General features: G+C 70.2%; 14 protein-coding genes. 9 read left to right on the top strand and 5 right to left on the bottom strand.

The features are described 5' to 3' along the window. Positions 1-48 precede the first annotated feature (48 nt). Positions 49-978, top strand: coding sequence for an alpha/beta fold hydrolase (locus ACIPY5_RS01805; RefSeq protein WP_400965974.1), 930 nt, complete (start codon positions 49-51; stop codon positions 976-978). A 12-nt stretch (positions 979-990) separates the two neighbouring features. Here the strand turns inward: ACIPY5_RS01805 and ACIPY5_RS01800 are convergent, their stop codons facing one another. Then, positions 991-1,734: a formylglycine-generating enzyme family protein gene (locus ACIPY5_RS01800; RefSeq protein ID WP_400965971.1), complete on the bottom strand. Its 744-nt coding sequence runs from the start codon at positions 1,732-1,734 to the stop codon at positions 991-993. Between the two features lie 41 nt (positions 1,735-1,775). Between ACIPY5_RS01800 and ACIPY5_RS01795 the strand changes: the two genes are divergently transcribed. From ACIPY5_RS01795 to ACIPY5_RS01760, 8 genes are all read left to right on the top strand, one after another. After that, the gene (locus ACIPY5_RS01795; RefSeq protein WP_400965968.1) at positions 1,776-2,285 is read left to right on the top strand and encodes a DUF2127 domain-containing protein; all 510 of its coding nucleotides are present in this window, start codon (positions 1,776-1,778) and stop codon (positions 2,283-2,285) included. 10 nt (positions 2,286-2,295) lie between these two features. Continuing rightward, entirely contained in the window at positions 2,296-2,868 is a 573-nt protein-coding gene (locus tag ACIPY5_RS01790; protein WP_400965965.1) for a dihydrofolate reductase family protein, read from the top strand. A gap of 54 nt (positions 2,869-2,922) precedes the next feature. Then, entirely contained in the window at positions 2,923-4,362 is a 1,440-nt protein-coding gene (locus ACIPY5_RS01785; RefSeq protein ID WP_400965963.1) for an adenosylhomocysteinase, read from the top strand. Then, positions 4,359-5,642 carry an amidohydrolase family protein gene (locus tag ACIPY5_RS01780; RefSeq protein ID WP_400965960.1) on the top strand — a complete coding sequence of 428 codons (1,284 nt, stop codon included), beginning with the start codon at positions 4,359-4,361 and terminating at the stop codon, positions 5,640-5,642. Before ACIPY5_RS01785 ends, ACIPY5_RS01780 begins: the two co-directional genes overlap by 4 nt. Before the next feature lie 22 nt (positions 5,643-5,664). Then, on the top strand, positions 5,665-6,096 hold the full coding sequence (locus ACIPY5_RS01775; RefSeq protein WP_400965957.1) for a cupin domain-containing protein: 432 nt from the start codon (positions 5,665-5,667) through the stop codon (positions 6,094-6,096). A 62-nt stretch (positions 6,097-6,158) separates the two neighbouring features. Beyond that, positions 6,159-7,019, top strand: a complete 861-nt coding sequence (locus ACIPY5_RS01770) for an ABC transporter substrate-binding protein (protein ID WP_400965954.1) — start codon at positions 6,159-6,161, stop codon at positions 7,017-7,019. After that, positions 7,016-7,882, top strand: coding sequence for an amino acid ABC transporter permease (locus ACIPY5_RS01765; RefSeq protein WP_309339742.1), 867 nt, complete (start codon positions 7,016-7,018; stop codon positions 7,880-7,882). Before ACIPY5_RS01770 ends, ACIPY5_RS01765 begins: the two co-directional genes overlap by 4 nt. Next, positions 7,879-8,616, top strand: a complete 738-nt coding sequence (locus ACIPY5_RS01760) for an amino acid ABC transporter ATP-binding protein (protein WP_400965950.1) — start codon at positions 7,879-7,881, stop codon at positions 8,614-8,616. The genes ACIPY5_RS01765 and ACIPY5_RS01760 overlap by 4 nt, the downstream gene beginning before the upstream one ends. A gap of 39 nt (positions 8,617-8,655) precedes the next feature. Here the strand turns inward: ACIPY5_RS01760 and ACIPY5_RS01755 are convergent, their stop codons facing one another. From ACIPY5_RS01755 to polA, 4 genes are all read right to left on the bottom strand, one after another. After that, positions 8,656-9,423: an SGNH/GDSL hydrolase family protein gene (locus ACIPY5_RS01755; RefSeq protein WP_400965947.1), complete on the bottom strand. Its 768-nt coding sequence runs from the start codon at positions 9,421-9,423 to the stop codon at positions 8,656-8,658. Positions 9,424-9,456: 33 nt separating this feature from the next. Next, complete coding sequence (locus ACIPY5_RS01750; RefSeq protein ID WP_400965944.1) at positions 9,457-10,488, bottom strand: LLM class flavin-dependent oxidoreductase; 1,032 nt, start codon at positions 10,486-10,488, stop codon at positions 9,457-9,459. 72 nt (positions 10,489-10,560) lie between these two features. Next, positions 10,561-12,246 (bottom strand): DUF885 domain-containing protein, encoded by a 1,686-nt coding sequence (locus ACIPY5_RS01745; protein WP_400965941.1) that lies wholly within the window; start codon positions 12,244-12,246, stop codon positions 10,561-10,563. Positions 12,247-12,339: 93 nt separating this feature from the next. Continuing rightward, on the bottom strand, positions 12,340-14,973 hold the full coding sequence (gene polA, locus ACIPY5_RS01740; protein ID WP_400965938.1) for a DNA polymerase I: 2,634 nt from the start codon (positions 14,971-14,973) through the stop codon (positions 12,340-12,342). Positions 14,974-14,982: the final 9 nt, after the last annotated feature.

The following is a 14,982-nucleotide window of genomic DNA, read 5'->3' as shown; positions in this document are numbered from 1 at the left end:
CGCGGACTAGCCTGCCGCCAGGATCGTCCACGCCTCAGGAGGCATGCGGTGCGAAGCAGAGCCGGGATCGCGCTCCTCGCCGGAGCGCTCCTGGTCGCGCTGCTGACGAGTTGCACTCCCCCGAGCCCGAGCCCGACCGGGAGCACGGCGACCCCGTCGGCGAGGAAGGACCGCGCGGGCATGGTGTCGGTGAGCTCCTCGCGCGACATGTACCTCACGTGCCGCGGGTCCGGATCCCCGATCGTCGTACTGATCTCCGGCACCGGAGGGGCCGCCGATGAATGGACGACCCTCCCCCCGCTCTCGTCGCCGTCCTCGACCGCGGCGCCCGCCGAGGCGGTCCTGCCGGCGCTCTCCGCGGACTCGCGCGTCTGCGCCTACGACCGGCCCGGAACGACGAGGGAGGATGGCGCACCCTCCCCTACGCCCCCTGTGCCGCAGCCGACGACCGCTCTGGACGGCGCGCGGGACCTGCGAGCGCTGCTCGACGCGTCGGGCGAGCGCGGACCCGTGGTCCTGGTCGGCGCGTCCTGGGGCGGCATGATCGCCCAGCTGTATGCGCGCACCTACCCTCGGCAGGTCGCCGGACTGGTCCTCGTGGACTCCGCATCGACCTGGCTCGCACAGACTCTCAGCCCTGATCAGTGGCGGGGGTGGATGGCTGTCATCGCCGCGGCGCCCGGCGACAGTGCCGCCGAAAGACCCGCCTACGATCCGACGCTCCAGGAGTTCGCCGCAGCCGCGGCCGCACCCGAGCTGCCGGCGGCGGTGCTCTCCTCGGACCGGCCGTGGGATCTCGGCGTGACGCCGGACGCGTCGACCTGGCCCGCATGGCTCGCGGCGCAGGATGATCTCGCGCGCGCGTGGAATGCCACGCACGTCAGCGCGACGCACAGCGGGCACGGAATCCAGGTGGAACAGCCTGCCCTCGTCGCGTCGGCGATCCGCGGTGTGCTCGCGCGGGCACGGGAGAAGTGACGTGTGGTCCGGTCAGCGGCGGGGCGTCCACCCGGACGGCAGAGGCCCGGCGAGCAGTGCACGCTCCTCATCGGCGGCGAGGGACCACCCCTGAGCCGCATCGACGCGATCGAAACCGCCGCGTGCGACGCGGAAACCGAGATCGTCCTGAGTCGTGCGCGGGTCTCCCCCTCGTCGCACCGAGGCGCGGACGCTCCACGCGTCATCTGCGAAGCCGCCTCCGCGGAACACGCGATACTCTCCGTAGCGCGCGGGATCCAGCAGATCCCAGCACCACTCCCAGACGTTGCCGAGCGTGTCGAAGAGCCCGTTCAGGTTGGGCATCCGCTCCCCCACGCGCTGCGGGTGGCGGAGGCCGTCGGCGGCCGTCCACGCGACCTCCTGCAGCGGGCCGTAGTGCGGCGCGGTCGAACCCGCACGGCACGCGTACTCCCACTCCGCTTCGGTCGGGAGCCGGTACCCGTCCGCAGAGACGTCCCAGCGCACCTCGGTCCCGTCAAACCGATATACCGGATCCAGTCCCTCCCATTCCGAGGCGGCGTTGCAGAAGCGGATCGCCCGCTGCCAGGAGACGTCGATGGCAGGGCGATCCGGATGCTCGGCCGCGATTCCGAGCAGTTCGGAAGCCTGCTCCTCGGTCACGGCGAACACCCCGATCTCGAACGGATCGAGGTCGACGCTCCACCGGCGCCTGGTGCGCGCGTCGTGGAGGGCGACGGAACCGGCGGGCAGGGCGCGCATCTCGATGTCACTCATCTCAGGGCAGTCTAAGAGCCGGCGAACGTACGATCGGGTCCATGACGACCGCCTCCTCCCACCGCACCCTGGACCGGGTGTTCGCCGTGAGCATCGTGCTCAAGGGGTTGGACGGTGCGGCCGAGCTGATCGGCGGGCTCGCGTTGCTGTTCATCTCCCCCGCGGCACTGCGCGAAGCACTCGGGGATGTCGTCTCCTTCGTGCTCGTGGGCCACGAGCACTCCCCCGTCTTCCACTGGGCGATCCACCTCGGCGATTCCTGGGGCACCAGGACGACGATCTTCGCCGCCGCGTATCTGCTGCTGCACGGGATCATCAAGGTCGTGCTGGTCTGGGCGCTCCTGAGACAGCAGCTCTGGGCATATCCGTGGATGCTCGCGGCCCTGGGGGTCTTCATCGCGCTGCAGTGCTGCGAGCTGATCGTCCACTTCAGCTGGTGGATGCTCGCGCTCACGCTCTTCGACGTCTTCATCGTGATCCTCACCGCGCGGGAGTGGCAGCTGCATCTGCGGCGCCGAGAGGCCGCTGCCGATGTCGGAGGCCTCGGATAGCGTCGCCGGCATGACGCGCGCCATCTTCTACACCGCCTCGACCCTCAACGGCTTCCTCGCAGACGATGCGGACTCGCTCTCCTGGTTGCTCTCGGTTCCGCAGGATGCCGCGACGGCCGACATCGCCGCATTCACGGAGACGGTCGGCGTCCTCGTCGAGGGTTCCTCGACCTATGAGTGGCTTCTGCGGGAAGAGGGGCTGCTCGACCATCCGGAGCGCTGGCAGCAGTTCTACGGCGACCGTCCGACCTTCGTGTTCACGTCGCGGGAACTCCCCCGGGTTCCGGGCGCCGACATCCACTTCGTGCACGGCGCCGTCCGCGATCACTGGGACGAGATCGTCGCCGCCGCCGGCAGCCGCGACGTGTGGATCGTCGGGGGCGGAGACCTCGCCGGTCAGTTCGCCGACGAAGGCCTGCTCGACGAGATCGTCGTGACGTTCGCCCCTGCCACCCTTCGCTCGGGTAAGCCGCTGCTGCCTCGCGACCTCGACCACTCCCGCCTCGAACTGACCGGGGTGCGACACGCGGGGCCCTTCGCGGAGCTCACCTATCGACTGTCGCCGCCGGCCCTCGCCCGGTGACGGTGCGACGTCGCACGGCGGGGAGCGGGCCGGCGGAACCTCTACGCTGAACAGGTGCCCGACGCCCTCCTGACCGCCGAACGCCTCGTGCGCCGGTTCGCCCGCGAGACCAACCTGCTGATCGCGGGCCGCACCGTCGAGGTGGTCGGCGAAAGCGACGTCGCCGACGAGCTGCGAGCGCTGCTCATCCGAGTGGGAGCCCGGATCGGACGCGGAGCGGTCGTGTTCGCGCCGGGGTCCGCGACGGAGATCCGGCTCGACGGCGCAGCGCTCCCGCGGCGCGGGAGCGCCGACGAGCGCATCGACTTCGCCGGGGCCCACATGCCGGTGTCCCGGGGAATCGCCGAGACCCTCCGATTCGCGGGGACAGTCCGCGGCACCCGGATCGGCATCGCGATGGTGCTCGAGCCGAAGACGGCGCAGCTGGCCCTCCTGTTGCGCGACGCGGGCGCGGAGGTCGCGGTGTACGCGCATCCGGATGAGATCGACCCGGACGTCGCCGCCGCGTTGCGTGCACGAGGGATCCCGGTCGACGGAGACCCCGCGCTGACGGGTTCGGCCGAACGCGAAGCCGCGATCGCCTTCCTGCGCCGCGGCCATGACCTCCTGCTCGACGACGGGTCGCACCTCATCCGGCTCGCTCATGAGGAGGAACTCGTCACCGGCCTCAGAGGCGCCGCCGAGGAGACCACGAGCGGGCTCACGCCACTGCGCCTGATGGCCGAGGAAGGCCTGCTGCGCATCCCGGTGATCGCGGTGAACGACGCCCCGATGAAGACCGCCTTCGACAACCGCTACGGCACGGGTCAGTCCTGCGTGTTCGCCATCGCGGACGTGCTCGACACGGTGGGCATCGGCGTGCGCGACCAGCCGGCGGTCGTCATCGGATACGGTCCCGTCGGCGAAGGCGTCGCGGCGCACCTGCGCGCCCTCGGCGCGGCGGTCAGCATCACGGAGACCGATCCGGTGCGGGCGCTCCGTGCGGCGCACGACGGCTACGAGACCGGACGCCTGCACGCGCTGGCGCCGGGCGCCCTGGTCGTCTCCGCCACGGGCGCCCCGCACACGATCGACCCCGATACCCTGCGAGCAGCCCGGATCGTCGCTGTTGCAGGCGGCGTGCCCGGCGAAGTCGACGTGGACGTCGCGGGGCTGCTCCCTGTCGAGCTCGCCGGCACCGCGCACCCCCATCTCGAACGCGCCGGTGACGGCGCGCTCCTCATCGCGCGGGGCGGTTGCGTCAACCTCGCGGCGGCCGAGGGCAACCCGATCGAGATCATGGATCTCTCCTTCGCGGTGCAGTTGTCCGCGGTGTCGCAGTTGCTCGGCACCGTGCTGCCTGCGGGAGTGCACCCCTTCCCGTCGGAGTCCGATGAGGCGGTCGCGCGCGCTGCGCTGGCCGCACGCGGCGAGTCGCTCGACGTCCGCAGCGATGCGCAGCTCCGCGCGCAGGACGATTGGCGCTCGCCCCGCTACCGGGACGGCGCGGCATGAACGGCGTGACCCTGTACTCCGCGGGGCAAGTGTTCCCCATCACCGCGCCGCCGATCGCCGACGGGGCCGTGGCCGTGCAGAACGGCAGGATCCTGCATGTGGGCGAGCGCGCCTGGGTGCAGCGCTCCCTCGCCGACCGCGGCATCAGCCCCACGGAGGTGCACTGGCCGGGCGTGCTGATCCCCGGGCTCGTCAATGCCCACACCCACCTGCAGTACACCGGCATGGCCGAGGTCGGACAGGGCCGCTACCAGGGCTTCGACGACTGGGTCACGGCGTTCGATCCGGTGTACGAGCGCGGACGGGACTGGGCCGCCGACGCGGCGGACGGCGCCGCGACCCTGATCCGCACCGGAACGACCGCCGCCGCCGACGTCGTCACCGACAGGTCTGCGGTATCCGCCCTGCACGACGCGCGCTTGCACGGCATCACCTACTGGGAGGTGATGAGCTGGACCAACGCGGACTGGGCCCGCACCGGGCGGCGTCAGGTCGAGGAGTCGCTCGATGCACTGCCCACGCCTCCGGGCACCGGGCTGTCGCCGCACGCCCCGTACTCGCTCGACATCGAGCCCCTTCTGGAGATCCCCGACATCGTCCGGGAGCGCGGCAGCCGGATCCACATCCACCTCGGCGAGGCCGCGTTCGAGAGCGAGTTCGCGCACGACAAGGCCCACGCCTGGCACACGGCCGGGCTCGCGAGCTTCCAGGAGCTGCGCGACGCGGGCTTCGGCACCAGCGCGACCGAGTTCGTGGACCAGCTCGGCGTGCTCGGGCCCGACTGCCACATCGCACACGGCGTCTACATGAGTGCCCGCGACCGAGCCATCCTGCGCGAGCGCCACACGAGCGTGGCGCTGTGTCCCCGCTCGAATGCGGTGATCGGACTGGAGGAACCGCCGATCGCGGCCTATCTGCGCGAGGGCAACCCGATCGCCGCGGGTACGGACTCGCTCTCGTCCAGCCCTTCGCTCGACCTGCTCGCCGACGTCGCAGAGCTCGCCCGCATCGCCCGATCCCAGGGGTACACCGATCGAGACCTGCACGCACGGCTCCTGAACGCCGCGACCCTCGGCGGCGCGCACGCCATGGGGATCGACGTCGGCCCGGACCGCACCGGCTACCTCGCCGTCGGCGCCCTCGCGGATCTCGCGTTCTTCGACGTCGCGCCCGGTGCCGACGCGGTCGCCGAGCTCGTGGAGGCCGGGGCAGGGCGCTCCGCCGCGACCGTGATCGCCGGCGAGGTCCGCCACGCGACGACCGCCTTCGAGACCCCCTGACCGCCCGCATCGGAGATCCCCTATGACTGCGCCCACCCCCACGACCGCGATCCGCCTCGGTCTCGAGCCGCACCCCGAAGGCGGCTGGTTCCGTCGCACCTGGACGAGTCCGATCCCGATCGAGACCGCGGGTGGCACGCGCCCCGCAGCCACCTGCATCCACTACCTCCTCACCCCGGAGGAATCCAGCGCCTGGCACGTCGTCACCAGCGACGAGCTCTGGCTGTGGCACGGTCCCGGTCGTCTCGAACTCAGTCTCGGCGGATCCGCTGCCGCGCCGGGAGACGCCGAGACCATCGTGCTCGGCCCCGACGAGGCCGCACAGGTGCTCGTTCCCGCCGGGATGTGGCAGGCCGCTCGTCCGATGGATGACCGAGAGGTCCTGGTCTCCTGTTTCGTTTCGCCGGGTTTCGACTTCGCCGACTGGCGACTCGCCGATTCCTCTACGGTATGAACGGGGCACCTGCGCCTGCAGTCACACCCGTCCGCCCCCGCACCCGCATCTCAGGAGTCTCCGTGTCCCTCGCACCCGCTCTGCGCCGCGTCGCGCTCGTCTCGACGATCGCCGCCGCCGCGCTGTCCCTCGCCGCCTGCAGCGGCTCCGCCGCGTCCGCCCCGTCCGCGGGCGCCGATGCCACCGGCGCGGCTCTGCAGACCGTCACGGCGGGGAAGCTGACGATCGCCACCGGCGACCCCGACTACGAGCCCTGGTTCGTGGACAACGACCCGTCCAACGGCAAGGGCTTCGAGGGCGCCGTCGCCCACGCCGTCGCCGCGGAGCTGGGCTTCTCGGACAAGCAGATCGTGTGGACGCGCACCGGCTTCGATGCCGCGATCGCCCCGGGGCCCAAGGACTGGGACCTCAACATCCAGCAGTTCTCGATCTCCGAGGACCGCAAGAAGGCCGTGGACTTCTCGTCGTCGTACTACACCACCACGCAGGCGGTCGTCGCGGCGAAGGGCACCCCTGCTGCCTCGGCCACGAGCGTCGCCGATCTCAAGAAGGCCAAGGTCGGCGTCGCGACCGGCACGACGAGCTACACCGTGGCGAAGGCGCAGCTCGGCACCGGCGACCTCAGCGTGTTCAACTCGGTCGACGACGTCGTGCAGGCGCTCAAGGGCGGCCAGATCGACGCGATGATCACCGACCTGCCCGGTGCGTTCTACGTGACCGCGGCGCAGCTCGAGAACGCCTCTGTGGTCGGGCAGTTCGCCGACGACAAGGGCGGCGACCAGTTCGCGTTCGTGCTCCCGAAGAACTCCTCGCTCACGCCGGCGGTGACGAAGGCCGTCGACACGCTGCAGAAGAACGGCACCATCGCCGAGCTGCAGAAGAAGTGGCTCAGCGAGGCCGTGAACGTCCCCGTCCTGAAGTGACCGCTCCCCTGGCCGAGGCGGCGTGGCAGCCGAGCACGCTCGAGCTGTCCCGTCGCGCTCTGCGACGGCGGGCGACCGTGCGATCCGTCCTGCTCGCGCTGCTGAGCAGCGTGGCGGTCGCGGTGGTGCTCGTCATCGTGATCGCCAACACCCCGGGCTGGAAGGTCGTCCGCGAGACGTTCTTCGACCCGAAGGTCGCGCTCGCGAGCGTGGGCCCGATCTTCCAGGGCCTGCTCCTGAACATCCTCGTGCTCGTGATCTCCGCCGTGTGCGTGGCGCTGCTCGGCACCCTGCTCGCGGTGCTGCGCTCGCTGCGCGGTCCCGTGTTCTTCCCGCTGCGGCTGCTCGCCGCGGCGTACACGGACTTCTTCCGCGGCGTGCCACTGCTGATCGTGCTCTACCTGGTGGGTTTCGGGATCCCGGCGCTCATGATCTTCCCGCGCATGCCCGCGATGTTCTGGGGCACGATCGCCCTCGTCATCAGCTATTCGGCATACGTCGCCGAGGTGCTCCGTGCGGGAATGGAGGCCGTGCACCCGTCGCAGCGGGTCGCGGCACGGTCGCTCGGTCTCACGCACGGGCAGACCCTGCGGATCGTGGTGATCCCGCAGGGTGTGCGCAAAGTGGTCCCGGCGCTCATGAACGACTTCGTCTCGATGCAGAAGGACGTGGGTCTCATCTCGGTCCTCGGCGCGATCGATGCGGTCCGCGCGGCGCAGCTGCAGGTCGCCGAGACGTTCAACTTCACGCCGTACATCGTCGCCGGGCTCTTCTTCGTGATCCTGAGCTGGCCGATGATCCGGCTCACCGACGTCGTCACCGCGCGTCTCAACAAGCGCGAGCAGGCCGGAGGGATCGTATGACCGCACCCGTGATCGAGGCGCTCGGCGTCCGCAAGCGCTTCGGCGACCACGACGTGCTGCGAGGCATCGACCTCGCGGTCGACGCGCACGAGGTCGTCGTGCTGATCGGCGCGTCCGGATCCGGAAAGTCCACGCTGCTGCGCACGATGAACCTGATCGAACGCGTCGATGACGGGCAGATCCTGCTCTCGGGGACGGACATCACGGATCCCCGGATCGATGCGGATGCGATCCGCGCGCGGATCGGGGTCGTGTTCCAGCACTTCAACCTGTTCCCTCACCTCACCGTGCTCGACAACGTCACCCTCGCCGCGCGCCGCGTGCACCGCTTGCCCAGGGCCGAGGCCGCGCGGCGCGGCCGTGAGCTGCTGACGGCCCTCGGTCTGGGCGACAAGGCGGATGCCTACCCCGATCGCCTCTCGGGCGGCCAGCAGCAGCGCGTCGCTATCGTGCGCGCGATCCTCACCGACCCCGAGCTGCTGCTCCTGGACGAGATCACGAGTGCGCTCGACCCTCAGCTCGTCGGCGAGGTGCTGGATCTGGTCCGTGAGCTCAAGGGGCGCGGGACGACGATCCTCATGGCCACGCACGAGATGTCCTTCGCGCGCGAGGTCGCCGACCGGGTCGTGTTCCTCAAGGACGGCGTGCTCGTCGAGCAGGGGCCGCCCGCGCAGATCTTCGACGCGCCGCAGCATCCCGCGACCGCGGAGTTCCTCGCCCGCGTCCCCCACTGAAGAGTCCTCGCGGGCTGAGCGGCCCGCCGCAGGGCCTGCTCAGCCCGCGGAGGACGGGCGGATCTCGGTCCACTCGGCGTACTTCGGCCGCCGGCCGTCGCCGGAGGACCGACGCGTCACCCGGCGCTTGATCCAGGGCCCGACATGCCGTCGGTAGTACGCGGCCGTACTGAGCGGCTCCTCCTCCGGCACCTCACGGGCATGCCACCACTCCCCCGGAGCTCCGGCGCCGACGGCGTCGAGAACCCGTGCGGCGACGCGATGGTGGCCGTTCGCATTCATGTGCAGGCGGTCCTCCGCCCAGTACTCGGGGCGGCTGAGCTCATGATCGGGCCAGTTCAGCGCCTGCAGCACGTCGGACCTGTCCTGGATCCTGCGGAGCACCGCGGCGGACAACTCGTCGCCGCGACGCTGGATGAGCGAGGTCAGCGGCAGCTGGGCAGACGGGTTCGCCCCGGAGAGCACGATGAGCGTCGTGCCGGCCTCGTCGCACCGGCGCAGCACGCGTGTGAAGGCGTCGGCGATGTGCTCGATGTCCGCCTTCGGGCGCAGCATGTCGTTGCCGCCGGCGTTGAACGACAGATGCGTCGGCTTCAGCGCGAGGGCCGGCTCGAGCTGCTCCTCGACGACCGGCCAGGCGAGCCGGCCGCGGATCGCGAGATTCGCGTACTCGATCGGTTCGCCGATCGCCTCGGCCCAGCCCATCGCCGCGAGGTTCGCCCACCCTCGGACGGTGCCGTCGGGCAGCTCATCGCCGACGCCTTCGCTGAACGAGTCTCCGATGGCGACGAAACGGACCATGCTCATCCCTCAAGCCTACGACGCCGTCGTGGCGTGCTTTCAGTCGTCGGCGAGCATCGCCCGCACGCGCGGGATCACCTCGGTGCCGTAGAGCTCGATGCTGCGCATCATCGCCTCGTGGGGAAGAGGGCCGGACGCGTACTTGAGCTCGAACCGGCCGATGCCGAGGGTCCGCACCGTGTCGACGATCTTCCGCGCGACGCGATCCGGAGAGCCGCTGTACATCGCGCCTTCGGGACCCACGTCGTTCTGGAATCGCGCACGGCTGTACGCGGGCCATCCGCGCTCCCGGCCGATGGTGTTGTTCATCGCCTCCATGCCCTCATAGGCCGCTTCCCACGCCTCGGCATCGGTGTCGGCGATGTGTCCGGGCGAATGCACCGAGATCGGGTGCACGGTGGTGCCGAAGGCCGCAGTGGAGCGGTGATACAGGTCGACGAACGGCCTGAAGCGTGCTGCCGCGCCGCCGATGATCGCGAGAGTGAGCCCCAGGCCGTGGCGTGCGACGCGGACCACGGACTCCGGCGAGCCGCCGACGCCGACCCAGGTGCGCAGGCCGTTCTCGGTCTTCGGGAAGACATCCGCGTTCTCGAGCGGTGCCCGCACGGTCCCCTGCCAGGTGACCGGCTCCTCCTTGAGGAGTTCGACGAACAGTTCGAGCTTCTCCTCGAAGAGGCGGTCGTAGTCGCGCAGGTCGTAGCCGAAGAGCGGGAACGACTCTGTGAAGGACCCCCGGCCGAGCACGACCTCGGCGCGCCCGTGGGAGAGCGCGTCGAGCGTCGCGAAGCGCTCATACACGCGCACCGGGTCGTCGGACGACAGCACCGTCACTGCGGTGCCGAGGTGGATCCGCTCCGTGCGGGACGCGATCGCGGCGAGCACCATCTCGGGGCTCGACACGGCGAATTCCCGCCTGTGGTGCTCCCCCACGCCGAAGTAGTCGACGCCGACCTTCTCGGCGCGCACGGCCTGCGCGACGATGTTGCGGATCGTCTGCGCGCCGCTCAGCATCTCCCCATCGGCCCCGCGGCTCACATCGCCGAACGTGCCCAGTCCGAACTGCAGATCCATCCCTGCCCCTTTCGTATTCAAGCGAATGAACCTTCCAGGGGCAGGGTGCATTCCCGCGCGGGGATGCGGATCTCAGCCGACCTGGAAGACCGAACGCAGCGTGTCGAGTCCGACACCGCCCATGTCGAGCGCGCGCTTGTGGAACGCCTTGATGTCGAAGGCGTCGCCCTCGCGCTCCTTGACGGCGTCGCGGACCTGCTCCCAGATGCGCTGGCCGACCTTGTACGACGGCGCCTGTCCGGGCCAGCCGAGGTAGCGGTTGACCTCGAACTGGCGGAACTCATCGGACATGTTCACGTTGCGGCGCATCATGTCGAGGGCGTAGTCGTGGTCCCACACGCCCTCGCCGTCGAGGCGCGGCTTGCCGAGGTGCACGCCGATGTCGAGCACGACGCGCAGGGCGCGCATGCGCTGCCCGTCCAGCATGCCGAGCCGGTCGGCCGGATCGTCGAGGTAGCCGAGCTGCTCCATCAGGCGCTCCGCATAGAGGGCCCACCCCTCGGCGTGACCGGAGGTGCCCGCGAGGACGCGCCGCCAGGTGTTCAGCTCCGCGCGGTTGTAGGTGGCCTGCGCGATCTGCAGGTGATGCCCCGGAACGCCCTCGTGGTAGACGGTGGTCAGCTCGCGCCAGGTGTCGAACTCGGTGACGCCCTCCGGCACGGACCACCACATGCGACCGGGCCGGGAGAAGTCGTCCGTCGGGCCCGTGTAGTAGATCCCGCCCTCCTGGGTCGGCGCGATCATGCACTCGAGTTCGCGGATCTGCTCCGGGATATCGAAGTGCGAGGCGCCGAGCTCGGCGATCGCCCGGTCGCTGGTCTCCTGCATCCAGCGCTGCAGCGCCTCGGTGCCCACGAGCTTGCGCGCGGGGTCCGCCTCCAGGTGGGCGACGGCCTCCTCGACGGTGGACCCGGGCAGGATCTCGTTCGCGATCGCGGTCTGCTCGGCCACCATGCGGGCGAGCTCTTCACGGCCCCACTCGTACGTCTCGTCGATGTCGATCGTCGCACCCAGGAAGCGGCGCGAGGACAGGGCGTACAGCTCGCGGCCGACCGCGTCCTGCTCCCCGGCGACCGGGGCGAGCTCCGCGCTGAGGAAGGAGCGCAGCCCGTCGTACGCGACGCGGGCGGCTGCAGAACGGTCGGCGAGTTCGCGGGCGAGGCTCGCGGGGAGCTGCCCCTCGTCGGTCGCCGCATCGGCGACGAATGCGGCGAAGAAGCCGTCGTCCGCGGTGTAGCGGGCGATCTGCGTGGCGACCTCGACGACCTGACGTCGCGCGGGCACGACGCCCTGGGCGATGCCCTCGCGGAGCGTCTCGACATAGCCGTCCAGCGCGGCGGGGATCGCGCCGAGGCGTTCGGCGATGACGCTCCAGTCGTCGGCCGTCGCCGTGGGCATGAGGTCGAAGGCCTGGCGCACGTTCTGCGCGGCGGACTCGATGACGTTCAGATCGCGCAGGTGCCACTGGGCGTCATGCTGCTCGATGGAGAGCCGGAGCTCGGCGGAGAGATCCGTCTTGGTGATGCGGTCGATCTCGTCGACGGGCTCCTGCGCGTCGAGCTCTGCGAGGACGCGGCGGGTCTCCGCGATCGCGTGCTCATGGCCGGCGGGGCTGAAGTCGTCGAGGCGGCCGTTGACCTCGTTGCGTCCGATGTAGGTGCCGAGGATCGGCGAGAGCTCGGCAAGGGTGTCGACCCAGCCCTCCGCGATCCGATCGATGGTGGAGGGCGTGCGCGTCGTGGGCTGCTCTGCGGTCATCCCCTGAGCCTATCCACGGAACGGGTCCCGCTCCATGGAACGACGCGTCCTCGAGGGATGCGTCGCGGAGCGGGGCCCGTCACCGGTGATCGGTCAGTGCGCGGCCTCGTTCCAGTCGGCGCCGCGGCCGACCTGCACGTCGAGCGGGACGGACAGCTCGGCGGCGCCCCCCATCCGGTCGCGCACGATCCGCTCCGTCGCGTCCCACTCCCCCGGAGCGACCTCGACCACGAGTTCGTCGTGGATCTGCAGCAGCACGCGCGAGGACAGTCCCTGTTCGACGAGGTCGGCGTGAATGCGGAACAGGGCGATCTTCATGATGTCGGCGGCGCTGCCCTGAATGGGGGCGTTGAGCGCCGCGCGCTCGGCGTTCTCACGCAGCACGCGGTTGGGGCTGACGAGGTCGGGGAACGGCCGACGGCGCCCGAAGATCGTCTCCGTGTAGCCGACTTGCTTCGCCGCGAGCACGGAGGCGCGCAGGTAATCGCGCACGGCGCCGAATCGGGCGAAGTACTCCATCATGAGCTGCTTCGCCTCGGACTGCTCGATGCGCAGCTGCTTGGACAGGCCGAAGGCACTGAGTCCGTAGACCAGGCCGTAGGACATCGCCTTGACCTTGGTGCGCATCGCGGGGCTGACCTCTTCCGGCTCGACCCCGAAGACGCGCGCGCCGACGAAACGGTGCAGATCCTCCCCGGAGTTGAACGCCTCGATGAGCCCTTCGTCGCCCGACAGGTGCGCCATGATGCGCATCTCGATCTGCGAGTAGTCCGCGGTGAGCAGCGTCTCGTAGCCCTCGCCGACCTGGAACGCGCTGCGGATCCGCCGGGACTCCTCGGTGCGCACCGGGATGTTCTGCAGGTTCGGATCGGTGCTGCTCAGCCGGCCCGTCTGGCTGCCGGTCTGCACGTAGGTGGTGTGGATGCGGTGGTCGGCGCGGATCGCGGTGTCGAGGGACTCGATGATCTGCCGGAGCTTCGTGGCCTCGCGGTGCTGCAGCAGCAGATCGAGGAACGGGTGCGGGTTGCTCTCCTGCAGGTCGGCGAGCACGGCCGCGTCGGTCGAGTATCCGGTCTTGGTCTTGCGCGTCTTCGGCAGCTCGAGCTGCTCGAAGAGCACCTCCTGCAGCTGCTTGGGCGATCCGAGGTTCACCTCCCGCTCGATGATCGCGAACGATTCCTCGGCGATGCGGCTCGCTCGCTCCCCGAGCTCCTGCGAGAAGCCGGAGAGGATCTCGTGCGAGACGGCGACGCCGGCGAGCTCCATGTCGGCCAGCGTGATGAGGGTCGGCAACTCGATCTCGCGCAGCACGCGGTCGACGCTCTCCGGCACATCGGCGCGGAGCGCCGTCGCGACCCGCGCCGCGAACCAGGCGAGCTGCGCGGGCGAGGCGCCCTCGGTCTCGGGCACGAGCTGGCTCGGATCCGCCTCCGGGAGCTTCTCGCCGAGGTAGCGGTCCACGAGATCCGCGAGCGTCTTGTCGGGGTAGCTCGGACGGAGCAGCCAGCCGGCGAGGTTGGTGTCGTAGGCGAGACCCCCGAGCCGGACCCCGGCGGTGTGCAGCCCCTTCACCTGCGGCTTGGCGTCGTGGAAGATCTTCGGCGCATCGGAGGCGAGCCAGTCCGCGAGGGCGGACTGCACCTGCGGCGACCAGGAGAACTCGACCAGGTCGTCGCCGTGCGCGAGACCCACGCGCTGCGGCAGACCGCCGGCAGTGGTCACCTCGACGGCGATATCGCCGGTGGCCTTCTCGAGCCAGGTCGCGATGCCCTCGGCGGCGAGCTCGACCGCGGCCGGGACGGCGACGGTGGCTGCGGCCTCCTCTTCGGGGGCGTCCTCCCCGACGGCCTCGAAGACGCGCGGCAGCAGCGTGCGGAACTCGAGGCGCGCGAAGATGTCGCGCACGGCCTGCGCGTCGATCGGACGGGTCTCGAGGTCGGCGGGTCCGACCGGGAGCTCCACGTCCTGTAGAAGGCGGTTGAGCTTGCGATTGCGTCGCACGTCCTCGATATGGTCGCGCAGGTTCCCGCCCACGACGCCCTTGATCTCTCCGGCCCGCTCGAGCAGTTCGTCGAGCGTGCCGAACTGCGTCAGCCACTTGACCGCCGTCTTCTCCCCCACCTTCGGCACGCCGGGCAGATTGTCGCTGGTCTCGCCGACGAGCGCCGCGATGTCGGGGTACTGCTCGGGACGCACGCCGTACCGCTCCTGCACCGCGATCGGGTCGTACCGCTTGAGCTGGGACACCCCCTGCACGTTCGGATAGAGCAGCGTGACCCGGTCGTTCACGAGCTGGATCGTGTCGCGGTCGCCCGAGACGACGAGGACGTCGTAGCCCTGCTCCGAGCCCTGGGCGGCGAGCGTCGCGAGGATGTCGTCGGCCTCGATGCCCTCCTTTGTGAGCACCGGGATCGACATCGCCGCGAGGCAGTCCTGCAGGAGCGGGATCTGCCCGCGGAACTCCGAAGGCGTCTCGGAGCGCGTGGCCTTGTACTCCGGATACTCGTCGGTGCGGAACGAGTGCCGCGAGGTGTCGAAGGCGATCGCCATATGGGTCGGCCGCTCCGCCTTGATGAGGTTCACCAGCATCGACAGGAAGCCGTAGATGGCGTTCGTGTGCTGGTTGTCCTTGGTGGTGAAGTTCTCCACCGGAAGGGCGAAGAACGCCCGGTATGCGAGCGAATGGCCGTCGACGACCATGAGGGTAGGCTTTGCGGAGTCCGTCACGATTCCAGC

This window comes from Microbacterium sp. NPDC089698 (genome assembly GCF_044749045.1).
Classification (GTDB): domain Bacteria; phylum Actinomycetota; class Actinomycetes; order Actinomycetales; family Microbacteriaceae; genus Microbacterium.
Note: the sequence above shows the minus strand (reverse complement) of the source record. Positions and strands in the feature narration are given on the sequence as shown.

Excerpts from the sequence above, each read along its gene's own strand:
- ACIPY5_RS01800 (WP_400965971.1), bottom strand. The coding sequence starts at position 1,734 with ATGAGTGACATCGAGATGCGCGCCCTGCCCGCCGGTTCCGTCGCCCTC.
- ACIPY5_RS01795 (WP_400965968.1), top strand. The coding sequence starts at position 1,776 with ATGACGACCGCCTCCTCCCACCGCACCCTGGACCGGGTGTTCGCCGTG.
- ACIPY5_RS01790 (WP_400965965.1), top strand. The coding sequence starts at position 2,296 with ATGACGCGCGCCATCTTCTACACCGCCTCGACCCTCAACGGCTTCCTC.
- ACIPY5_RS01780 (WP_400965960.1), top strand. The coding sequence starts at position 4,359 with ATGAACGGCGTGACCCTGTACTCCGCGGGGCAAGTGTTCCCCATCACC.
- ACIPY5_RS01775 (WP_400965957.1), top strand. The coding sequence starts at position 5,665 with ATGACTGCGCCCACCCCCACGACCGCGATCCGCCTCGGTCTCGAGCCG.
- ACIPY5_RS01760 (WP_400965950.1), top strand. The coding sequence starts at position 7,879 with ATGACCGCACCCGTGATCGAGGCGCTCGGCGTCCGCAAGCGCTTCGGC.
- ACIPY5_RS01755 (WP_400965947.1), bottom strand. The coding sequence starts at position 9,423 with ATGAGCATGGTCCGTTTCGTCGCCATCGGAGACTCGTTCAGCGAAGGC.
- ACIPY5_RS01750 (WP_400965944.1), bottom strand. The coding sequence starts at position 10,488 with ATGGATCTGCAGTTCGGACTGGGCACGTTCGGCGATGTGAGCCGCGGG.
- ACIPY5_RS01745 (WP_400965941.1), bottom strand. The coding sequence starts at position 12,246 with ATGACCGCAGAGCAGCCCACGACGCGCACGCCCTCCACCATCGATCGG.